This is a genomic window from Pseudomonas sp. BF-B-15 (assembly GCF_019946675.1).
Classification (GTDB): domain Bacteria; phylum Pseudomonadota; class Gammaproteobacteria; order Pseudomonadales; family Pseudomonadaceae; genus Aquipseudomonas; species Aquipseudomonas migulae.
This window is the reverse complement of the sequence record NZ_JAGYFZ010000032.1, coordinates 25,328-47,598: the sequence shown is the minus strand read 5'-3', so window position 1 is coordinate 47,598 and position 22,271 is coordinate 25,328. Positions and strand designations below refer to the sequence as shown.

Genomic DNA, 22,271 nt, shown 5'->3' with positions numbered 1-22,271 from the left:
TCTCGTTATCAAAGTTTGGTCAAGGACAGGCCGGCCCAGGTGGCGAGCAGCCCGCCGAATACGCTGATGGCAGCATAGCCCAGGGCTAGTGGCACCTGCCCGCTTTCCAGCAGGCGCACCGTATCCAGTGAAAAGGATGAAAAAGTCGTCAGCCCCCCGAGGAAGCCGACAATCAGCCCGGCGCGCACTTCGAAAGGCACCTCCGGGCGAATCAAAAACAGACCGTATAGAACGCCGATCAGCAAACAGCCGACGATATTAACGGCCAGCGTCGCGGTATAGAAGTGCCGTGGCCAATTAGCGTTGACCCAGTTGCCAGTGGCGAAACGCAACAGCGTGCCAGCGACCCCGCCGACGGAAACCGCAACAATCAATGGAAGCACTATTTTCTCCGCTGCCGGGGGCTTAAACGGTCAAGTTGCGCGAGGTGATTGAGCTTCTCGCCGATCTTCAGCTCCAGGCCTCGCGGCACTGGCTGATAGAACGGTTGCGGCTCAAGCTCTTCGGGGAAGTAGTCTTCGCCGGCGGCGTAGGCATCCGGTTCATCGTGGGCATAACGGTACTCGTCGCCGTAACCGAGTTGCTTCATCAGCTTGGTCGGGGCGTTGCGCAGGTGCAACGGCACCTCCAGCGAACCGTGTTCGGTGGCGCTGCGCATCGCGGCTTTGAAACCCATGTACACCGCGTTGCTTTTCGGCGCGCAGGCCAGATAGGTGATGGCCTGGGCCACCGCCAACTCGCCTTCCGGGCTGCCGAGGCGTTCCTGCACTTCCCACGCGGCCAGGCACAGGCTCAAGGCGCGGGGGTCGGCGTTGCCGATGTCTTCGCTGGCCATGCGCACCACGCGCCGGGCGAGGTACAGCGGATCGCAACCGCCATCGATCATCCGTGCAAACCAGTACAACGCGCCGTCCGGATTGGAGCCGCGCACCGATTTATGCAGCGCGGAAATCTGGTCGTAAAACGCTTCGCCGCCCTTGTCGAATCGGCGACGGGTATCGCCCAAAAGACTTTGCAGCAGATCGACGCCGATTTCGCTGTTGTCTTCGGCAAGGTCCGAGGCGTTTTCCAGCAGGTTGAGCAGGCGTCGACCATCGCCATCGGCGGCGGACAGCAGCATCTGAAAGCCTTCATCGCTGAGGGTCAGTTGCCGTTTGCCCAGGCCACGCTCTTCGGTGAGCGCACGATGCACCAGTTTGCGCAGCGCCGCTTCGTCGAGGCTTTTGAGCACGTAGACGCGCGCCCGGGAGAGCAAGGCGTTATTGAGTTCGAACGAGGGGTTTTCCGTGGTCGCGCCGATGAAAATCAGCGTGCCATCTTCGACGTAGGGCAGGAAGGCGTCCTGCTGCGACTTGTTGAAGCGGTGCACTTCGTCGACGAACAGGATGGTGCGTTTGCCGTATTGACCGGCCTGTTGCTTGGCGATTTCCACCGCCTGGCGGATTTCCTTCACGCCGGCCAATACAGCCGAAACCGTTTCGAAGTGCGCATCCGAGACTTCCGCCAGCAACCGCGCCAGGGTGGTTTTGCCCACGCCCGGCGGGCCCCAGAAAATCATCGAATGCAGCGCACCCTGCTCCAGCGCTTCGCGCAAAGGCTTGCCGCGAGCGAGCACGTGTTCCTGACCGACGTACTCGTCCAGATTGGCCGCACGCAAACGGGCGGCCAAGGGCTGAGCTATCGGGGCGCTGCGAAACAGGTCCATCACTGCCTATAAAACCTCACTATGAACACCGCAATACCTGTAGGAGCCAGCTTGCTGGCGATGGCTGTTTATCATTCAACATTGATGTTGACTGACCCACCATCGCCAGCAAGCTGGCTCCTACAAGGGACTGCGGTTTATTCCTGGATGATGTCCGCGCCTTTAGGGATGTCGAACTTGAACTTCGACGCCGGGATCGGCTCGTTGGCCTTCACGCCGGTAAACAGGATGTTGGTGCGTTGACCGACGCTGTCGATCAGTTGCATGTCATTGACCAGGCCATTGCGGAACGACAGGCGCAGGCTGTCGAACAGGGTGTCCTTGGTCTTTGGCTTCAGCGTGAAATCGATTACACCGCCGGCTTCCTTGGCGCTGATGGCGAAGCTCTGGCTGATCTTGGACACGTCACCGGACAACAGCAACGCCGGCGTCTGGCTCAGACGCAGATCGAGGGTCTTGATGGTGGCCTGTTCCAGGTCCGGGTCCCACAGGGTCACTTTCTTGCCGTCGGAAACCACGACTTGCTCGGCCGGCGCATCGGTGTGCCAGTAGAACAGGCCCGGGCGCTGCAGCGACATTTCACCGGCCGTTTCCTGCAACTGGGTGCCGCTGCCATCGAGGGTCAGCTGCGAGAAGCGTGCAGTCAGGGTCTGGGATTTTTCCAGGAGTTGGGTCAGACGTGCCACGTCCTTGTCATCGGCGTGGGCCGAGAGCGTGGTCAAAGCCAGAACCGGCAGCAACAGCATGCGGATAAGACGCATGGGAGTCCTCATAACATTCGTGGGAGTTCGGACGGTGCGTCACCGCACCATCCTTGCAAATCAAATCAGTCGCGCACCGGGCCAGGCGCCAGGACTTCACGCGAACCGTTGGTGTTCATGGACGTCACGACCCCGGCCATTTCCATGGCTTCGATCATGCGTGCGGCGCGGTTGTAGCCGATTTTCAGCTTGCGCTGAACCGCAGAGATGGACGCGCGACGGCTTTCCAGTACGAACTGCACCGCTTCGTCGTACAGCGCATCGGTTTCAGCATCGTCATCACCGCCGCCACCGCCATTCTCAAAGCCGCTACCGGCCTCTTCAACACCGGCGAGGATGTCATCGTTGTATTCAGGCGCACCGCGCAGTTTCCAGGCTTCCACCACCCGATGAACCTCGTCATCGGACACGAACGCGCCATGCACACGAATCGGCAGGCTGGTGCCCGGAGGCATGTAGAGCATGTCACCGTGGCCCAGTAGCTGCTCGGCGCCACCCTGGTCGATGATGGTCCGCGAGTCGATCTTGCTCGACACCTGGAACGCCATGCGTGTCGGGATGTTCGCCTTGATCAGACCGGTGATCACGTCAACCGACGGACGCTGGGTCGCAAGGATCAAGTGGATACCGGCGGCACGGGCCTTCTGGGCGATACGGGCGATCAGCTCTTCAACCTTCTTGCCGACGATCATCATCATGTCGGCGAATTCGTCGACCACCACGACAATGGTCGGCAGCTTGGTCAGCAGCGGCGCTTCGTCGTGAATGCTTTCGCGCTTGTACAGTGGATCGCTCAGCGGCGTGCCGGCGTCCTGGGCTTCCTTGACCTTGGCGTTGAAGCCGGACAGGTTTCGCACGCCCATCTTCGCCATCAGTTTGTAGCGACGCTCCATCTCCGCCACGCTCCAGCGCAGGGCGTTGGCCGCGTCTTTCATGTCGGTCACAACCGGGCACAGCAGGTGCGGAATGCCTTCGTAGATCGACAACTCAAGCATTTTCGGGTCGATCATGATCAGCTTGGCGTCTTCCGGGCCGGACTTGAACAGGATCGACAGAATCATCGCGTTCACACCCACCGACTTACCGGAACCGGTAGTACCGGCCACCAGCAAGTGCGGCATTTTCGCGAGGTCGGTGATGACCGGCTTGCCGCCGATGTCATGACCGAGGGCCAGGGTGACCGGGGATTTGAAGTTGTCGTACTCAGGCGTCGACAGCACTTCGGAGAAGCGCACGATCTGCCGGTCTTCGTTGGGAATCTCGATACCGACGGTGGTCTTGCCCGGAATCACTTCCACCACCCGCACGCTGGTCACGGCCAGGGAACGCGCCAGGTCTTTCGCCAGGTTGGCGATGCGGCTGACCTTGACCCCGGCGGCGGGCTGGATTTCGTAACGGGTAATCACCGGGCCCGGGTGGATCGAATCCACCGAGACTTCGACGCCGAATTCCTTGAGCTTGATTTCCAGCAGGTGGCCGACAGCCGCCAGAGATTCAGGCGAATAGTTGAGTTGTTTCTTTTCCGCAGGATCGAGAATCGAGATCGGCGGCAAGGTGCCTTCGACGGCGCTGTCGACGAACAGCGGCGCCTGTTTCTCTTTTTCCACGCGCTGGCTTGGCGCGGCGGGTTTCGGCGGCGCGGGGGCAATCACCGGCGGGACCTGCTTCTCGCGGTCCGACATGTGTTTGCTCAGGGCTTGCTCACGCTCGATCAGGCGTTCCTTGACCTTGGCTTGCTCGCGCTTGTCGGTAACGGTCGGCGCGACCACGTCATGCACGCGATCATCGACTTCACGCAACTGCGCAACCAGCTGCTTGCGCTCGACACGGGCGGCCCACCAGCGGTTGGCCGCGCCCTGGAACACTTCGAACAGGTCGAGGGTGATCTTGCCGGTAACGTCCATCACCTTGAACCACGACAGGTCGGTGAACACCGTCAGGCCGAACAGGAACAACGCGATGAACAGCAAGGTGCTGCCCTGGATATTCAGCGCATTGCGGGCCAGATCGCCAAGGCTTTCGCCCAACGCGCCGCCCGCGCCGGCCGGCAGACCGGTCGGTGCATGGAAATGGATGTGGGCCAGGGCCGCGCCCGACAGCACCAGGAACACCAGGCCGATCAGGCGCCAGGAAAACAGCCAGCCGCTCCACTGCCACGGCTCGTGGCGTTGACGGAAGATCTGGTAGGTCTTGACCGCCAGCAACAGCGGGAAAATGTAGGCGAAGTAACCCAGCACCATGAACAGGATGTCGGCACTGTAGGAGCCGACCGGTCCGCCAAAGTTCTGAACATCGTCGATCTTGCTGTTATGGCTCCAGCCCGGATCGTCCTTGCCGTAAGTCAACAAGGCCATCATCAGGAACAGGCACAGGCCGCCGATGGCGATCAATGCACCTTCCTTGAGCCGGTAGTGCAAATGCTGGCGCCAGAGCGGAACAACGGCTGGTTTAGGTGCTGCGGTGGATTTCTTCAAAACGCTTCTTTTCCTGCGCCTATGGCGCGTCCATCTGTTGAATGACTATAAAAAACTGCCCAATCCAGGCAGGTAAAAAAGTTAACCGGCGCAACTGGGACTACTTTTAACACTGCACTCCGGTTTTTATAAACACGGGGCGCACTGAATATTCAAGTGACCGGCACGCATTGTACGGGTTTGTTCGTACGATGCCATGCTGGCAGGCCATGGATCAGCATAGCTAACGGCGCACCGATTGCGATTCAATTTGAGCACGCATTCTCTTTCGTGACAAAGGCTTATGAGGTGTTTTATGAGCGAATCCAAGCATTGCCGCCTGATCATTCTGGGTTCCGGCCCTGCCGGTTACAGCGCAGCGGTTTATGCCGCCCGCGCCAACCTCAAACCTGTGGTCATTACCGGCATACAGGCAGGTGGCCAGCTCACCACCACCGTCGAAGTCGACAACTGGCCCGGTGACGTCGAAGGCCTGACCGGCCCGGTACTGATGGAACGCATGCAAAAACACGCCGAGCGCTTTGACACAGAGATCGTTTACGACCACATCCACACAGCCAAGTTGCAACAGCGCCCGTTCGAACTTATCGGCGACGGCGGCACTTATACGTGCGACGCACTGATTATCGCCACCGGCGCTTCGGCGCAGTACTTGGGCCTGCCCTCGGAAGAGACCTTCGCCGGCAGAGGGGTTTCGGCCTGCGCAACGTGCGACGGCTTCTTCTACCGCAATCAGGTGGTCGCCGTAGTCGGTGGCGGCAATACCGCTGTTGAAGAAGCGTTGTATTTGTCCAACATCGCCAAGGAAGTCCACTTGATCCACCGACGCGACAAGTTGCGCTCGGAGAAAATCCTTCAGGACAAACTCTTCGAAAAGGCCGCCAACGGTAATATCCGTTTGCACTGGAACCAGAATCTCGATGAAGTGCTGGGCGATGCCAGCGGCGTAACCGGCGCCCGCCTGCGCGAAAGCCACAGCGGCGAAACCAGCGAGCTGTCGGTGGCCGGCGTGTTCATCGCCATTGGCCACAAGCCCAATACCGGGCTGTTCGAAGGCCAGCTGAAAATGCGTGACGGTTATCTGCTGATCAGAGGCGGCAGCGAAGGCGATGCCACCGCCACCGAGATCCCCGGCGTGTTCGCCGCCGGTGATGTAGCCGACCACGTTTATCGCCAGGCCGTCACCTCCGCCGGCGCCGGCTGCATGGCCGCACTCGACGCCGAGAAATACCTCGACGACATTCCGGCCGTTTGACGGCAAACTTCACGGTGGGCCCAACCGCCCACCACTGCCCTCCCCTTCTGTAAGCCCGGATGCCATGCTGACTTGGTTACAACGCAACACTCTGACCTTCCCGCCGCTGGAAAAAGCCATGCGCGATCCCAACGGATTGCTGGCTGCGGGCGGCGATCTGTCCGCCGATCGTCTGATTCAGGCCTATCGCCATGGCTGCTTTCCGTGGTTTTCGGAAGGCCAGCCGATTCTCTGGTGGTCGCCGGATCCGCGTACCGTGCTGTTTCCCGACGAACTGCACGTCTCGCGCAGCCTCAGCAAGCTGCTGCGTCAGCAACGCTATCAAGTGACCTTTGATCAGGATTTTGCCGCGGTCATTCACGCGTGCGCTGCACCGCGCGATTATGCCGACGGGACCTGGATCACCGAAGCGATGCAGAACGCCTACCTCGCGCTGCACCAGCGGGGCTACGCGCATTCGGTGGAGGTCTGGGATCAGGGGGAACTGGTCGGCGGGCTCTATGGCCTGGCGATGGGGCAGTTGTTTTTCGGCGAATCCATGTTCAGCCGCGCCGACAACGCCTCCAAATTCGGCTTTGCCACCCTGGTCAAACATCTGAAAGACTCGGGTTTCGTGCTGATCGACTGCCAGATGCCCACCGATCATTTGCACAGCCTGGGCGCCCGCGCCATTCCTCGTCGCGAGTTTGCCCGCTATCTTGCGCAGCATCTGGACCAACCCAGCCGTGCCACCTGGGTTTGCTGAGCGACTTTCGCGCGCGTGGCTTACACTTAATTCAAAGCTTATACCGAGGGTTGATCATGACCGAGTTGGCGCGTTTGAAGTTTTATGCCACTCAGCCCCACTCTTGCAGTTATCTGCCCGAGGAGCAGGCCACAACGCTGTTCCTCGACCCTAGCCAGCCCATGGATGTGCATGTCTATGCAGACCTGTCTGAAATGGGTTTTCGTCGCAGCGGCGATCATCTTTATCGGCCACATTGCCAGAATTGCAATGCGTGCGTGCCTGCGCGCATTCCGGTAGCGCAATTTTCGCCGAATCGTCAGCAGAAACGCATTTTCAAGCGCAATGCCGACGTGCAGGTGCGCCCGACCAAGCCGAAGTTCAGCGAAGAGTACTTCGACCTGTATCAGCGCTACATCGAACAGCGCCATGCCGATGGCGACATGTACCCGCCGAGTCGTGACCAGTTCTCGACCTTCCTGGTGCGTGACCTGCCATTTTCGCGTTTCTACGAATTTCGCCTGGAGGGCCAGCTGTTGGCGGTGGCGGTCACTGACTTGCTGCCGAACGGTCTGTCGGCGGTCTACACCTTCTACGAACCCTCTGAAGAACGCCGCAGCCTGGGGCGCTATGCGATTCTCTGGCAAATCGCCGAGGCCCAGCGCCTGGGGCTTGAAGCGGTCTACCTCGGATACTGGATCAAGAACTGCAAAAAAATGAGCTACAAGACCCAATATCGCCCAATCGAACTGTTGATTAATCAGCGCTGGGTCATCCTGAACTAGAACCCCTTGGCTTAAACCCCATTTTTCGGGCACAATGCACGCCGCTTTTGCCTGGCGCAGTTGCACCGGGCCATTCATTGGACACCGAGGGCTTTACTGCATGTCGAAAGAAGACAGCTTCGAAATGGAAGGCACTGTCGTCGACACCCTGCCCAACACCATGTTTCGCGTGGAGTTGGAAAATGGGCACGTCGTAACCGCGCATATCTCCGGCAAGATGCGCAAGAACTACATTCGTATTCTTACCGGTGACAAAGTGCGCGTCGAGCTGACGCCCTATGACTTGAGCAAAGGGCGCATCACTTACCGCGCTCGCTAATCAAGTCAATACAAGACGCCCGGCTTTTGCCGGGCGTTTTTGTTTGTCTGCGATTTGGTGTGGTGTGGTGTGGTGTGTATATCCATTTTTTTGGTGATGGCTGATATTGGTTCCGCTTTTACAGCGGGTCACTTGGAGAAGCGCCAAGTAACCAAGCGCTCTTGCCCCTTTCGTTCGGTGGCTCGCTAAGGCTCGCCATACCCTCGCTCCGGTCCTGCTCCGTGGGCACGCCGCCATCGGCCATCCATGGCCGGGGGCGGCTAACCCGGCATCCATGCCGGGTTGCCCACTGCGCAGAACCTCCACTCGGCCTCTCGAGGGGGCGACTACCGCCACAGCCGCCGAGGCGGCCTGAAAGCCGACCTGGCTCTGCAGTTGTCCGCGTTGTCCTTCACTGCTGCGCTCACTCATTCCGAACATGTACACCAATCCCCTGTAGGAGCCGGCTTGCTGGCGATGGCGTCCTTTCAGGCGATAAATGCGCGACTGACCCACCGCTATCGCCAGCAAGCCGGCTCCTACAAGGGATTGGGTTCACACGACTCAAAATTGTAGGAGCCAGCTTGCTGGCGATGGACGCCAACGATAACGCGGGCTGTCTGAATGAACGCGTCGCCCAAACGCTTTTCGCCGGCAAGCCGGCTCCTACAAGGGATTGGGTTCACACGATTCAAAATTGTAGGAGCCAGCTTGCTGGCGATGGACGCCAACGATAACGCAGGCTGTCTGAATGAACGCGTTGTCCAAACGCTTTTCGCCGGCAAGCCGGCTCCTACAGGGAATCGAGTTTGCTTTTGATTTTCACCACTCATCAGGCCGAGCGTTAGCTCGCCTTCCGCTTTTGATCTGAGCGCCCCCTCGAGAGGCCGAGCGCAGGTTCTGCGCAGTGGGCAACCCGGCATGGAGGCCGGGTTAGCCGCCCCCGGCCATGGATGGCCGATGGCGGCGGGCCCACGGAGCAGGACCGGAGCGAGGGCATGCCGAGCCACAGCGAGGCACCGAACGAAAGGGGCAAGAGCCCTTGGTTACTTGGGGCTCTTCCAAGTGACTCGCCGTAAGGGCGAAACCAATAGCCGCCGTTACCGAAAAAACGGATCTGCACCCAAACCAAGCAGACAACAAAAAAGGCGCCCGAAGGCGCCTTTCGCTTTACAACAGATCAACAACCGTCAGGCCATTTCAGCCGTGGTTTCAAACTCGAAGGTTAGCTCGCCGTCCTTCAGATCGATATGCACCACGCCACCATGGTCAGCCAGCTCGCCAAAGAGAATCTCTTCCGCCAGCGGACGCTTGATCTTGTCCTGGATCAAACGCGCCATCGGCCGAGCGCCCATTGCCGAGTCGTAGCCACCTGCCGCCAGCCAGCTGCGCGCCGCGTCGGTCACTTCCAGCTGCACGCGCTTGTCTTCCAGCTGCGCCTGAAGCTCGGTAAGGAACTTGTCCACCACGCTTTTGATGACCTCATGACTGAGGCGACCAAACTGGATAATGGTGTCCAGACGGTTGCGGAACTCCGGCGTGAAGCTCTTCTTGATCACTTCCATCGCATCGGACGAGTGGTCCTGATGGGTGAAACCGATCGAAGCACGCGCGGCGGTTTCGGCACCGGCGTTGGTCGTCATGATGACGATCACGTTACGGAAGTCCGCCTTGCGCCCGTTGTTATCGGTCAGCGTACCGTGGTCCATGACTTGCAACAGCAAGTTGAAGACTTCCGGATGCGCCTTCTCGATTTCATCGAGCAACAGCACGCAGTGAGGCTGCTTGGTGATGGCTTCGGTCAGCAGACCGCCCTGATCAAACCCGACGTAGCCAGGAGGTGCACCGATCAGACGCGATACGGTGTGGCGCTCCATGTACTCGGACATGTCGAAACGAACCAGCTCGATACCCAACGCCTTGGCCAACTGACGCGCCGCTTCGGTTTTACCGACACCGGTCGGGCCTGCGAACAGGAACGAACCGACAGGCTTGTCAGGCGACTTGAGGCCGGCACGGGACAGTTTGATCGCAGTCGACAGCGAGTCGATTGCGGCATCCTGACCAAACACCGTCAGCTTCAGGTCACGCTCAAGGTTACGCAGCAGCTCTTTGTCGGAGCTGGTGACGTGTTTTGGCGGAATCCGCGCGATTTTCGCGACGATGTCCTCGACCTGAGGCACTTCGATGCGTTTCACGCGTTTCTCGATCGGCTGCAGACGCTGGTAGGCGCCCGCCTCGTCGATCACGTCGATGGCCTTGTCCGGCATGTGCCGGTCATTGATGTAACGCGAGGCCAGTTCGGCAGCGGCGCGCAGGGCTTCATCACTGTATTCGATATTGTGATGGAGCTCGAAACGCCCTTTCAGGCCACGCAGGATGCCGATGGTGTCTTCCACCGACGGTTCCGATACATCGACTTTCTGGAAGCGTCGCGCCAGGGCACGGTCCTTCTCGAAGATGCCGCGAAATTCCTGGAAGGTGGTCGAACCGATGCAACGGATGTCACCGGACGACAGCAGCGGCTTGAGCAGGTTCGAGGCATCCATGACGCCACCGGACGCGGCACCCGCACCGATGATGGTGTGAATTTCGTCGATGAACAGGATCGCCTGCGGACGTTTTTTCAGCTCATTGAGCAACGCCTTGAAGCGTTTCTCGAAATCGCCGCGGTATTTGGTCCCGGCCAGCAAGGCGCCCAAGTCGAGGGAATACACCACGCTGTTGGCCAGCAGGTCCGGCACCTGATTGTCGACAATACGCTTGGCCAGGCCTTCTGCAATCGCGGTTTTACCCACGCCCGCCTCGCCCACCAGCAGCGGGTTGTTTTTGCGTCGACGCGCGAGGATCTGCGCGACACGCTCGACTTCGAGCTCACGACCTACCAACGGATCGATTCGACCCTGGCGCGCGAGTTCGTTGAGGTTACTGGCATAAGCATCCAGAGGATTGCCTGAAGAAGAAGACTCACCGCCCTCGTCGTCCTGCATATCTTGCTCACCTTCAGAGTGATCGCCATGCCCCGGCACTTTGGAAATGCCGTGTGCGATGTAGTTGACGACATCAATGCGTGCAACGCTCTGCTGTTTCAGCAGGAACACTGCCTGACTTTCTTGCTCACTGAAGATCGCAACCAGCACGTTGGCGCCAGTCACTTCGCGTTTGCCCGAGCTCTGTACGTGGAAAACAGCACGCTGCAGAACACGCTGGAAGCCCAGGGTAGGTTGGGTCTCGCGATCCTCATCATGAATAGGGATCAACGGCGTGGTGGAGTCGATGAACTCCTGCAGATCATGCTTGAGTTTGTCGAGGTTGGCGCCGCAGGCACGCAAAACGGTGGCGGCAGCCTCATTGTCCAATAAGGCCAGCAGAAGATGTTCGACGGTCATGAACTCATGACGCTTCGAACGGGCCTCCTTGAAGGCAAGATTGAGGGTGACTTCGAGCTCGCGGTTTAACATAGCTTCACCTCATACCCAAGTGGTCGGCGATTAACCGTCCTTCTCGATTTCACAGAGTAGCGGATGCTGGCTTTCCCTGGCGTACTGGTTGACCTGCATGGCCTTGGTCTCGGCAATGTCGCGGGTAAACACTCCACATACTGCCCGTCCTTCTGTGTGGACGGCCAGCATGACCTTGGTCGCCAGCTCGCGATTCAGGTTAAAAAACACCTCGAGCACTTCGACGACGAAATCCATCGGTGTGTAGTCATCATTAAACAAAACCACCTTGTACATCGGCGGCGCCTGTAAAGCAGGCTTGGCCTCCTGAACAGCAATGCCTGCGGAATCGTCGTCGTGTAAATCAGGGCGATCCTGATTGAATGTTAGTCGAATCTGGCTGATTGCATGCATGGAAAGAAAGGTTCGTCAGTTGTGCGAATACAGTAGTGGGGACGGTTATGAACGATTTCAATACCGACTGCCGGGTCACCTTGACTATCGGCAAAACGGTGTTACAACCAATAGAGCCCACAGTGGGTAAAAAAGGTCCGCGGAGTCAATCTTATTTACAGGATTCGACTGCGGATGTACTGGATGATACTCCAGTGATGGAGTCTGTTGCAGAGGGATATGAGCATGGCTGTCGGTAAGGTGAAATGGTTCAACAATGCCAAAGGGTTCGGTTTCATCAATACCGACACCAGTGAAGGTCGCCACGAGGATGGTTGCTTTATTGATTTCTTCGCCCACTATTCATCCATTGAAATGGACGGGTACAAAACTCTCAAGGCCGGGCAGCTCGTGAAATTCGAGATCGTCCAAGGCCCTAAAGGCCTGCACGCCGTGAAGATTACGGCGGCGCCAGCCTCTAACGAACTGCCCACACCCGCCCCCCACAAAGAAACAGTGTCGAACTGACGCAAGCCATCCCCCAGTCATAAAAAAACCGCCCGAAGGCGGTTTTTTTGTTCCGATTCGCTTACATGTGCGAAATCAGTGCATCGCCAAACCCGGAAGACGACACCAGCTTCGCGCCGTCCATCAGACGTTCGAAGTCATAGGTCACGGTCTTCGCGGAAATCGCGCCGTTAGTGCCCTTGATGATCAGGTCGGCCGCTTCGGTCCAGCCCAGGTGACGCAGCATCATCTCGGCGGAAAGAATCAGCGAACCCGGGTTGACCTGGTCCTTGCCGGCGTACTTCGGCGCAGTACCGTGGGTCGCTTCGAACATGGCGATGGTGTCGGACAGGTTGGCACCCGGTGCGATACCGATACCGCCCACTTCCGCCGCCAGGGCGTCGGAGAGGTAGTCGCCGTTCAGGTTCAGGGTCGCGATCACATCGTATTCGGCCGGGCGCAGCAGGATCTGCTGGAGCATGGCGTCGGCGATGGCATCCTTGACGATGACGTTCTTGCCGGTTTTCGGGTTCTTGAACTGCATCCACGGACCGCCATCGAGCAGGGTCGCGCCGAACTCTTCAGCCGCCACTTCGTAGGCCCATTCCTTGAAGGCACCTTCGGTGAACTTCATGATGTTGCCTTTGTGCACGATGGTCAGCGAGTCGCGGTCGTTGTCGACCACGTACTGCAGGGCCTTGCGCGCCAGACGCTTGGTGCCTTGCAGGGACACCGGCTTGACGCCGATACCGCAGTTTTCGTCGAAACGGATCTTGGTGACGCCCATTTCTTCTTTGAGGAACTTGATGACCTTGGTCGCTTCCGGCGAACCGGCCTTCCACTCGATACCGGCATAAATGTCTTCCGAGTTTTCACGGAAGATGGTCATGTCGACGTCGCCTGGCTTCTTGACCGGGCTAGGCACGCCTTCGAACCAGCGCACCGGGCGCAGGCAAACGTACAGGTCGAGTTGCTGACGCAGGGCCACGTTCAGGGAACGAATGCCGCCGCCGACCGGCGTGGTCAGAGGGCCCTTGATGGAAACCACGTAATCCTTGACTGCGTCCAGGGTTTCCTGAGGCAGCCAGGTGTCCTGATCGTAAACCTGAGTCGCTTTCTCCCCGGCGTAGACTTCCATCCAGGAAATTTTGCGCTCGCCGCCGTAAGCCTTCTTAACAGCAGCATCGACAACCTTGATCATGACCGGGCTGATATCAACGCCAATACCATCGCCTTCGATGAAGGGGATGATCGGGTTGTTAGGAACATTGAGAGAATGGTCCGCGTTGACGGTGATTTTGTCGCCGACTGCTGGAACCTGAATCTTCTTGTATCCCATGCTGAACTCCATTGTTTGGATTGAACATCTGGCTTCGTCCGAGCGTACCCCAGTTAAATCGGCGCGCAAACCCTATGTTCTGCCCATCGACTGCAAAGCTGCGCAGTTCGTGTTCTACAAGCCTGAAAGCAAAGGGAAAAGCGCCAAACTCAAGCACGGCCAACGACTCTACGCCCTGCACTCCCCTGCGACCTTTAGACCAATGGACGACAATCGTTACGTATGAACCATCGGCAGATTGCCAGCTACCTATGTATAATGCCGCCCGCTGACCACAGAGTCACGACGGCCGACCTCTCTAGCACGAGACTTTGGACCCGAAAAAGCAGGACTGTTACCGCAGTCCACCCGCTTGACGCTCGACTGATGCACCCAACATCACCGCGCACAAATCTCGACATTCGGCTCATGGATGACTTTGAACGAACGCGCTTACCCGGCGCCCCTCGAGTTTCTGCGCACGCTTTAGCAAAGAAGAGAGAGTTAATCCGAATATGCCCACCCGCTCGAAGATCATCTATACCTTCACCGACGAAGCCCCAGCCCTCGCCACCTATTCACTGTTGCCTATCGTAGAAGCGTTCACCGCTTCGGCTGATATCGCCGTTGAAACCCGCGATATCTCTCTTGCAGGGCGCATCCTGGCCAGCTTCCCCGAGCAATTGGGTGACAAAGCCGTAGCCGACCACCTCGCCGAACTGGGCGACCTGGCCGTTACGCCAGAAGCCAACATCATCAAGCTGCCGAACATCAGTGCTTCGGTTCCGCAACTGCAGGCCGCGATCAAAGAGCTGCAAGCCCAGGGCTTCGCACTGCCGGACTACCCGGAAACCGTGACCAGCGACGCCGACAAAGAAGCCAAGTCGCGTTACGACAAGATCAAGGGCAGCGCCGTGAACCCGGTTCTGCGCGAAGGCAACTCCGATCGTCGTGCCCCGCTGTCGGTCAAGAACTACGCTCGCAAGCACCCGCACAAAATGGGCGCCTGGGCTGCGGACTCCAAGTCCCACGTCGCGCACATGAGCACCGGCGATTTCTACGGCAGCGAAAAAGCTGCCCTGATCGACGCCGCTGACGCCGTCAAAATCGAACTGATCGCTCAAGACGGCACCACCACCGTCCTGAAAGAAAAGACCACCGTGCAAGCCGGTGAGATCCTCGATTGCGCGGTCATGAGCAAAAACGCTCTGCGCAGCTTCATCGCTGCCGAGATCGAAGACGCCAAAGCCAAGGGCGTGCTGCTGTCGGTTCACCTGAAAGCCACCATGATGAAGGTCTCCGACCCGATCATGTTCGGCCAGATCGTTGCCGAGTTCTATAAAGACGCACTGGCCAAGCACGCTGACGTGCTGGCACAGATCGGCTTCAACCTGAACAACGGCATCGGCGACCTGTACGCTCGCATCAAGGCTTTGCCTGCCGAGCAACAAGCGCAGATCGAAGCGGACATCCAGGCGGTCTACGCCGTTCGTCCTTCGCTGGCCATGGTCAACTCCGACAAAGGCATCACCAACCTGCACGTGCCGAGCGACGTCATCGTCGACGCCTCGATGCCGGCGATGATCCGTGACTCCGGCAAAATGTGGGGCACTGACGGTCAGCTGCACGACACCAAGGCTGTGATCCCGGATCGCTGCTACGCCACCATCTACCAGGCCGTTATCGAAGACTGCAAGCTGCATGGCGCTTTCGATCCGACCACCATGGGCAGCGTGCCAAACGTTGGCCTGATGGCGAAAAAAGCCGAAGAGTACGGCTCGCACGACAAGACTTTCCAGATCAAGACCAACGGCGTTGTCCGCGTGACGGACAGCAAAGGCGCCTTGCTGCTGGAGCAGTCGGTTGAAGCCGGCGACATCTTCCGCATGTGCCAGACCAAAGACGCGCCGATCCAGGACTGGGTCAAACTGGCCGTCAACCGTGCTCGCGCAAGCAGCACCCCGGCGATCTTCTGGCTGGACCCAATGCGCGCTCACGATGGCGTAGTGATCGAGAAAGTTCAGGCTTACCTGAAGGATCACGACACCTCCGGCCTGGACATCCGCATCATGTCGCCAGTCGACGCGATGGCCTTCACCCTGGGCCGCACCCGCGAAGGCAAGGACACCATCTCGGTGACCGGCAACGTACTGCGCGACTACCTGACCGACCTGTTCCCGATCATGGAACTGGGCACCAGCGCCAAGATGCTGTCGATCGTTCCGCTGATGAACGGCGGCGGTCTGTTCGAAACCGGCGCCGGCGGTTCGGCACCGAAGCACGTTCAGCAGCTGCTGGAAGAGAACTTCCTGCGCTGGGATTCCCTGGGCGAGTTCCTCGCACTGGCCGCTTCCCTTGAGCACCTGGGCGTTACTTACAACAACCCTAAGGCGCTGGTTCTGGCCAAGACCCTGGACCAGGCCACCGGCCAGTTCCTGGACAACAACAAGTCGCCATCGCGTAAAGTCGGCAACATCGACAACCGCGGCAGCCACTTCTACCTGGCGCTGTACTGGGCTCAGGCCCTGGCCGCCCAGACTGAAGACGCTGCTCTGCAAGCGCAGTTCGGCGAACTGGCAAAAACCCTGACCGAGAACGAGGCGACCATCGTTGCCGAGCTCAACGCCGTTCAGGGCAAGCCAGTGGACATCGGCGGTTACTACCACGCCAATGCCGAGCTGATCAGCAAGGCCATGCGCCCGAGCGCAACCTTCAACGCGGCTATCGCTGCACTGGTTTAAGGTTGTAAGGGAACATCACAAACCCCGGCCATGTGCCGGGGTTTGTGCTTTCGGCACCTGCACAATTCTACCTGCCGAATCTAAAACCCTGTGGGAGCGAGCCTGCTCGCGATAGCGGTATATCATCAACATTGATGCCGACTGACCCACCGTAATCGCGAGCAGGCTCGCTCCCACACTGTTCTTTATTCCAATATTAGAAACCGAGGAAGCTTCATGGACTGGAAACCCCACATCACCGTCGCCACCATCGTCGAAGACAATGGTCGCTTCCTGATGGTCGAAGAAACCAAGCACGGACGGACGGTGCTCAACCAGCCCGCCGGCCACCTCGACCCGAACGAAACCCTGACCGAAGCCGCCGTACGCGAAACCCTTGAAGAAACCGGCTGGGACGTCGAGGCGACCGGCGTGGTGGGCATTTACCTCTACACCGCGCCCAGCAACGGCGTGACGTATCAGCGAGTCTGCTTCATTGCAAAAGCGCTCAAGCATCACCCCGACTATCAACTGGATGACGGCATCGTCGGCGCAAAATGGCTGACGCGTGACGAACTGCTGGCACAACGCGCAAACTGGCGCAGTGAGCTGATCATCCGTTGTATCGATGATTATCTGGACGGTAAACACTTCGGCCTCGAACTGATCCGCCCTTCTCTTTAGCCTTGTGGGCTGCGGCCTGCTAGAATCGCGTCCTTTTTCAAGACACTCATTGAATCCCTATGCGTGATCCAGCCCCTTCTGACACACAAAAGAAGCGCGTCATTGTCGGCATGTCCGGCGGCGTGGACTCTTCCGTTTCCGCCCTCCTGCTGATCGAGCAGGGTTATGAGGTGGAAGGCCTGTTCATGAAGAACTGGGAAGAAGACGATGGAACGGAATACTGCACCGCCATGGACGACCTGGCGGACGCCCAGGCCGTGTGCGACAAAATTGGCATCAAGCTGCACACCGCCAACTTCGCCGCCGAGTACTGGGACAACGTCTTCGAGCACTTCCTGGCCGAATACAAGGCCGGTCGCACGCCGAACCCGGACATCCTGTGCAACCGCGAAATCAAGTTCAAGGCGTTCCTCGACTACGCCATGGTGCTCGGCGCCGACCTGATCGCAACCGGCCACTACGTGCGCCGCCGCGACATCGACGGCCGCACCGAACTGCTCAAGGGCCTGGACCCGAACAAGGACCAGAGCTACTTCCTGCACGCCGTCGGCGGCGAACAGATCGCCAAGACCCTGTTCCCGGTCGGCGAGCTGGAAAAACCGCAGGTGCGGGCGATTGCCGAGAAATACGAACTCGCCACCGCTAAGAAAAAGGATTCCACCGGGATCTGCTTTATCGGCGAACGCCGCTTCAGCGACTTCCTCAAGCAGTACCTGCCGGCGCAGCCAGGCGAAATCAAAACCACCGAAGGTGAAGTCATTGGCCGCCACCACGGCTTGATGTACCACACCATCGGCCAGCGCCAGGGCCTGGGCATCGGCGGCTTGAAAGACGCCAGCGACGAACCGTGGTACGTGCTGATCAAAGACCTGGAGCACAACGAACTGATCGTGGGCCAGGGCAATGACCACCCTTACCTGTTCTCCCGCGCCCTGCTCGCCTCCGACATCTATTGGGTCAACCCGATCGACCTGAGCGAGCCGCGCAAGCTGACCGCCAAAGTGCGTTATCGCCAGAGCGACCAGTCGTGCACGCTGGAGAAAACCGCCACCGGCTACCGCGCGACCTTCGATGAGCCGCAACGCGCGGTCACTCCAGGTCAGTCCGTGGTGTTCTACGACGGCGAAATCTGCCTCGGCGGCGGCGTGATTGAAGTGGCGGAACCGTGGACCAGCAAAGGCACCCTTCAAGGCGAGCAGCAATGAGCCCCACTCAGGAGCAACTGACGGCGCTGGGCGGCGTGTTTCTCGCCGCCGTCCTTGTCGACAAGATCGCCAAGACCGGCCAGACCAGCGAAGCCGGCCTGACGTGCATGCTTGGCAGCCTGCTGATTCGCGACCCCAAGGACACGCTGGAAGTCTACGGCGGCGACGACATCAATCTGCGCGAAGGTTATCGCGCACTGATCGGCGCCCTTGAACGTGACCCGAGCACCCTGCAGCGCGAACCGCTGCGCTACGCCCTGGCAATGCTCGGGCTGGAGCGGCAACTGGCCAAGCGCGGCGACATGCTCGAGGTGATCGGCAAACGCCTGCCGCAGATTCAATCCCAGGTCGAACACTTCGGCCCGGCGCACGAAAATGTGATCGCCGCTTGCGGCGCGCTGTACCAGGACACCCTGAGCACCTTGCGCCAACGGATTCAGGTTCACGGCGACATGCGCAACCTGCAGCAGCCGAGCAACGCTTCGAAGATCCGCGCGCTGTTGCTGGCCGGGATTCGTTCGGCACGCCTGTGGCGGCAGTTGGGCGGTCATCGCTGGCAGTTGGTCGTCAGCCGCCGCAAATTGCTGAAAGAGCTTTACCCGCTGATGCGCAGCAGCTGAACCGCGCCCGCAACACCGTTTTGTAGTCAGTAACGCGTAATACGCTGGTCAGTTGGCAACGGACCGGCGGATTTTTTCATGTATGATACGCGCCCCATTTCGTTGCCCGACTGTCCGAGAACACCCCATGCAGCTTTCTTCGCTCACTGCGGTTTCCCCTGTTGACGGCCGCTACGCCGGCAAAACCCAGGCCCTGCGCCCAATTTTCAGCGAATACGGCCTGATCCGTGCTCGCGTGCTGGTTGAAGTGCGTTGGCTCCAGCGCCTCGCCGCTCACCCTGCCATCAGCGAAGTGCCGGCGTTCTCCGCCGAAGCCAACGCTGTGCTGAACACCCTGGCGGAAAACTTCTCTCTGGAGCACGCCGAGCGTGTCAAAGAGATCGAGCGCACCACCAACCACGACGTCAAAGCCATCGAATACCTGCTCAAAGAGCAAGCGGCCAAGCTGCCGGAGCTGGCAGCTGTCAGCGAATTCATCCACTTTGCCTGCACCAGCGAGGACATCAACAACCTGTCCCACGCCCTGATGCTGCGCGAAGGCCGTGATGACGTCATGCTGCCGCTGATGCGTCAGACTGCCGAAGCCATCCGCGAACTGGCCATCCGTTTCGCTGACGTGCCGATGCTGTCGCGCACCCACGGTCAACCGGCCTCGCCGACCACCCTGGGCAAAGAACTGGCAAACGTGGTTTACCGTCTGGAGCGTCAGATCGCTCAAGTCGCTGCCGTTCCGCTGCTGGGCAAGATCAACGGCGCTGTCGGCAACTACAACGCTCACCTGTCGGCCTACCCTGAGATCGACTGGGAAGCCAACGCCCGCGCCTTCATCGAAGACGAGCTGGGCCTGGGCTTCAACCCGTACACCACGCAGATCGAACCGCACGACTACATCGCCGAGCTGTTCGACGCGATCGCACGCTTCAACACCATCCTGATCGACTTCGACCGCGACATCTGGGGCTACATCTCCCTGGGTTATTTCAAACAGCGCACCATCGCTGGCGAAATCGGTTCGTCGACCATGCCGCACAAGGTCAACCCGATCGACTTCGAAAACTCCGAAGGCAACCTGGGCATCGCCAACGCACTGTTCCAGCACCTGGCGAGCAAACTGCCGATCTCCCGCTGGCAGCGCGACCTGACCGACTCCACCGTACTGCGCAACCTCGGTGTCGGCTTCGCCCACAGCGTGATCGCGTACGAAGCCAGCCTCAAAGGCATCAGCAAACTGGAGCTCAACGCTCAGAAAATCGCTGCTGACCTCGATGCTTGCTGGGAAGTCCTGGCCGAGCCGATCCAGACCGTGATGCGCCGCTACAACATCGAAAACCCGTACGAGAAGCTGAAAGAGTTGACCCGTGGCAAGGGCATCAGCCCTGAAGCGCTGCAAACTTTCATCGACGGGCTGGACATGCCTGCCGCCGCCAAGGCCGAGCTGAAACTGCTCACCCCGGCGAACTACATCGGCAACGCTGTAAAGCAAGCCAAGCGCATCTGATCGACCGCTTTACCCGTTTGAGACGCCCGGCAGCGCCGGGCGTTTTTATTCCCGTCTGAAAAGTGCTTTTTTTCAATAGGTTACACATGAATCCTGACATTCCTCTTCAACTTCTGGGCGGCATCACGGCGCGCGAATTCCTGCGTGACTACTGGCAGAAAAAACCCCTGCTGATCCGTCAGGCGATCCCTGATTTCGAAAGCCCGATCGACGCCGACGAACTGGCTGGCCTGGCGCTGGAAGAAGAAGTTGAATCGCGCCTGATCATCGAGCACGGCGAGCGCCCTTGGGAATTGCGCCGCGGCCCGTTCGCCGAAGACGAATTCAGCAAGCTGCCGGAAACCGAATGGACCCTGCTGGTACAAGCAGTTGACCAGTTCGTGCCGGAAGTCAGCGAACTGCTGGAACAGTTCCGCTTCCTGCCGAGCTGGCGCATCGACGACGTGATGATCAGCTTCGCTGCGCCGGGTGGCAGCGTCGGTCCGCACTTCGACAACTACGACGTGTTCCTGCTGCAAGGCCACGGCAAGCGCAACTGGAAAATCGGCCAGATGTGCAACTCCGAAAGCCCGATGCTGCAACACGCAGACCTGCGCATCCTGGCTGATTTCGAAGCCACCGATGAGTGGGTCCTGGAACCGGGCGACATGCTCTACCTGCCGCCACGCCTGGCCCACTGCGGTGTGGCCGTCGATGACTGCCTGACCTACTCCGTAGGCTTCCGCGCACCGAGCGCCGCTGAAGTGCTGACCCACTTCACCGACTTCCTCAGCCAGTTCCTGACTGACGAAGAGCGTTACACCGACGCCGACGCCCTGCCTGCGGTTGATCCACATCAGATCCAGCACGACGCCCTCGATCGCCTGAAAGCCCTGCTGGCCGAGCACATGAGCGACGAACGCCTGCTGCTGACCTGGTTCGGCCAGTTCATGACCGAACCGCGCTACCCGGAACTGGTGGTCGGCCCTGAAGAAATCGAAGAAGACGACCTGCTTGCCAGCCTGGAGCAAGGTGCCGTGCTGATCCGCAACCCGAGCGCCCGTATGGCCTGGTCCGAAGTCGATGACGACCTGCTGCTGTTCGCCAGCGGTCAGAGCCGTTATCTGCCGGGCAAACTGCGCGATCTGCTGAAGTTGATCTGTGCCGCCGATGCGCTGCACATCGACAACCTCGGCGAATGGCTGAGCGACGAAGACGGTCGCGGCTTGATTTGCGAACTGATCAAGCAAGGAAGCCTGGGGTTTGCCGATGAATAAAATTCACGTACGTGTCGCAGACTGGCAAAAGGATAACGCCGAGATCCGGCGCATTCGTGAGACGGTGTTCATCGCCGAGCAATCCGTTCCGCCCGAGCTGGAATGGGATGCAGATGACGCGACAGCGGTGCATTTCCTGGCCTTCGAAGGTGACTTTCCGATTGGCACCGCACGCCTGCTGCCCGATGGGCATGTTGGCCGGGTTTCGGTGCTGAAAGACTGGCGCGGCTTGAAGGTTGGCGATGCGCTGATGCAAGCGGTGATCGGTGAAGCCGAGAAGCGCGGGCTGAAGCAGCAGATGCTGAGCGCGCAGGTACAGGCGACGGCGTTCTATGAGCGCCTGGGCTTCAGCCTGGTCAGTGAGGAATTCCTGGAAGCCGGGATTCCGCATGTGGACATGGTGCGGCACTCGGCTTAAAACCGTGGCGCGGCCTTCGCGAGCAAGCTTCGCTCCTACAGAATCACACCGAACCTGTAGGAGCGAGGCTTGCCCGCGAAGAGGCCCGAAAGCACACCACAAAACGCCCCGCCATTTTCGGATGCCGGGGCGTTTTGCTGTCTACGATTCAACTTGCCCCACGCCGGGCCGACAAACTGGCAAACTCAAGACCTGTAGGAGCGAGCCTGC

Annotated in this window: 20 protein-coding genes; 13 read left to right on the top strand and 7 right to left on the bottom strand. The window is 59.3% G+C overall.

Annotation, left to right across the window (positions count from 1 at the left end; all coding sequences use genetic code 11):
• Positions 1 to 8: 8 nt before the first annotated feature.
• From crcB to KGA97_RS12930, 4 genes are all read right to left on the bottom strand, one after another.
• Positions 9 to 383, bottom strand: coding sequence for a fluoride efflux transporter CrcB (crcB, locus tag KGA97_RS12945; protein ID WP_008029503.1), 375 nt, complete (start codon positions 381 to 383; stop codon positions 9 to 11).
• On the bottom strand, positions 383 to 1,705 hold the full coding sequence (locus KGA97_RS12940) for a replication-associated recombination protein A (RefSeq protein ID WP_008029505.1): 1,323 nt from the start codon (positions 1,703 to 1,705) through the stop codon (positions 383 to 385). Before KGA97_RS12940 ends, crcB begins: the two co-directional genes overlap by 1 nt.
• Before the next feature lie 137 nt (positions 1,706 to 1,842).
• Positions 1,843 to 2,466, bottom strand: a complete 624-nt coding sequence (gene lolA / locus KGA97_RS12935; protein ID WP_008029508.1) for an outer membrane lipoprotein chaperone LolA — start codon at positions 2,464 to 2,466, stop codon at positions 1,843 to 1,845.
• 65 nt (positions 2,467 to 2,531) lie between these two features.
• Complete coding sequence (locus KGA97_RS12930; RefSeq protein ID WP_032832837.1) at positions 2,532 to 4,940, bottom strand: DNA translocase FtsK; 2,409 nt, start codon at positions 4,938 to 4,940, stop codon at positions 2,532 to 2,534.
• Positions 4,941 to 5,235: 295 nt separating this feature from the next.
• Between KGA97_RS12930 and trxB the strand changes: the two genes are divergently transcribed.
• The 4 genes from trxB to infA all read left to right on the top strand — a co-directional run bounded on the left by trxB (position 5,236) and on the right by infA (position 8,023).
• Positions 5,236 to 6,195, top strand: a complete 960-nt coding sequence (gene trxB / locus KGA97_RS12925) for a thioredoxin-disulfide reductase (protein WP_223480884.1) — start codon at positions 5,236 to 5,238, stop codon at positions 6,193 to 6,195.
• Between the two features lie 64 nt (positions 6,196 to 6,259).
• Entirely contained in the window at positions 6,260 to 6,940 is a 681-nt protein-coding gene (gene aat, locus KGA97_RS12920) for a leucyl/phenylalanyl-tRNA--protein transferase (RefSeq protein ID WP_223480883.1), read from the top strand.
• Between the two features lie 56 nt (positions 6,941 to 6,996).
• Positions 6,997 to 7,704, top strand: a complete 708-nt coding sequence (locus KGA97_RS12915) for an arginyltransferase (RefSeq protein WP_008029519.1) — start codon at positions 6,997 to 6,999, stop codon at positions 7,702 to 7,704.
• A gap of 100 nt (positions 7,705 to 7,804) precedes the next feature.
• Positions 7,805 to 8,023 (top strand): translation initiation factor IF-1, encoded by a 219-nt coding sequence (gene infA / locus KGA97_RS12910; RefSeq protein ID WP_002553999.1) that lies wholly within the window; start codon positions 7,805 to 7,807, stop codon positions 8,021 to 8,023.
• A gap of 1,169 nt (positions 8,024 to 9,192) precedes the next feature.
• On the opposite strand, the gene clpA is transcribed toward infA, so the two are convergent.
• Positions 9,193 to 11,463, bottom strand: coding sequence for an ATP-dependent Clp protease ATP-binding subunit ClpA (gene clpA / locus KGA97_RS12905; RefSeq protein ID WP_008033994.1), 2,271 nt, complete (start codon positions 11,461 to 11,463; stop codon positions 9,193 to 9,195).
• 30 nt (positions 11,464 to 11,493) lie between these two features.
• Positions 11,494 to 11,856, bottom strand: coding sequence for an ATP-dependent Clp protease adapter ClpS (clpS, locus tag KGA97_RS12900; RefSeq protein WP_015094394.1), 363 nt, complete (start codon positions 11,854 to 11,856; stop codon positions 11,494 to 11,496).
• 225 nt (positions 11,857 to 12,081) lie between these two features.
• Here clpS and KGA97_RS12895 point away from each other — a divergent pair, with 225 nt between their 5' ends.
• Entirely contained in the window at positions 12,082 to 12,363 is a 282-nt protein-coding gene (locus KGA97_RS12895; RefSeq protein WP_223480882.1) for a cold shock domain-containing protein, read from the top strand.
• A 61-nt stretch (positions 12,364 to 12,424) separates the two neighbouring features.
• On the opposite strand, the gene icd is transcribed toward KGA97_RS12895, so the two are convergent.
• Entirely contained in the window at positions 12,425 to 13,681 is a 1,257-nt protein-coding gene (icd, locus tag KGA97_RS12890) for an NADP-dependent isocitrate dehydrogenase (protein ID WP_008033986.1), read from the bottom strand.
• Here icd and KGA97_RS12885 point away from each other — a divergent pair.
• The 8 genes from KGA97_RS12885 (at position 13,680) to KGA97_RS12850 (ending at position 22,061) form a co-directional block, all read left to right on the top strand.
• Positions 13,680 to 13,907: a hypothetical protein gene (locus KGA97_RS12885; RefSeq protein WP_032829130.1), complete on the top strand. Its 228-nt coding sequence runs from the start codon at positions 13,680 to 13,682 to the stop codon at positions 13,905 to 13,907. The genes icd and KGA97_RS12885 overlap by 2 nt on opposite strands.
• A 268-nt stretch (positions 13,908 to 14,175) precedes the next feature.
• Positions 14,176 to 16,401: an NADP-dependent isocitrate dehydrogenase gene (locus KGA97_RS12880; RefSeq protein ID WP_192419121.1), complete on the top strand. Its 2,226-nt coding sequence runs from the start codon at positions 14,176 to 14,178 to the stop codon at positions 16,399 to 16,401.
• Positions 16,402 to 16,617: 216 nt separating this feature from the next.
• Entirely contained in the window at positions 16,618 to 17,064 is a 447-nt protein-coding gene (locus tag KGA97_RS12875) for an NUDIX hydrolase (RefSeq protein WP_008032714.1), read from the top strand.
• A gap of 59 nt (positions 17,065 to 17,123) precedes the next feature.
• The gene (mnmA, locus tag KGA97_RS12870; protein WP_008041236.1) at positions 17,124 to 18,269 is read left to right on the top strand and encodes a tRNA 2-thiouridine(34) synthase MnmA; all 1,146 of its coding nucleotides are present in this window, start codon (positions 17,124 to 17,126) and stop codon (positions 18,267 to 18,269) included.
• Entirely contained in the window at positions 18,266 to 18,889 is a 624-nt protein-coding gene (gene hflD, locus KGA97_RS12865) for a high frequency lysogenization protein HflD (protein ID WP_008032717.1), read from the top strand. The genes mnmA and hflD overlap by 4 nt, the downstream gene beginning before the upstream one ends.
• 127 nt (positions 18,890 to 19,016) lie before the next feature.
• Positions 19,017 to 20,387, top strand: coding sequence for an adenylosuccinate lyase (gene purB, locus KGA97_RS12860; RefSeq protein ID WP_223480881.1), 1,371 nt, complete (start codon positions 19,017 to 19,019; stop codon positions 20,385 to 20,387).
• Positions 20,388 to 20,473: 86 nt separating this feature from the next.
• A complete protein-coding gene (locus tag KGA97_RS12855; RefSeq protein ID WP_192227332.1) occupies positions 20,474 to 21,643 on the top strand; it encodes a cupin domain-containing protein in 1,170 nt (389 codons plus the stop codon).
• The gene (locus tag KGA97_RS12850) at positions 21,636 to 22,061 is read left to right on the top strand and encodes a GNAT family N-acetyltransferase (protein ID WP_017339601.1); all 426 of its coding nucleotides are present in this window, start codon (positions 21,636 to 21,638) and stop codon (positions 22,059 to 22,061) included. The genes KGA97_RS12855 and KGA97_RS12850 overlap by 8 nt, the downstream gene beginning before the upstream one ends.
• The last annotated feature ends 210 nt before the right edge of the window (positions 22,062 to 22,271 follow it).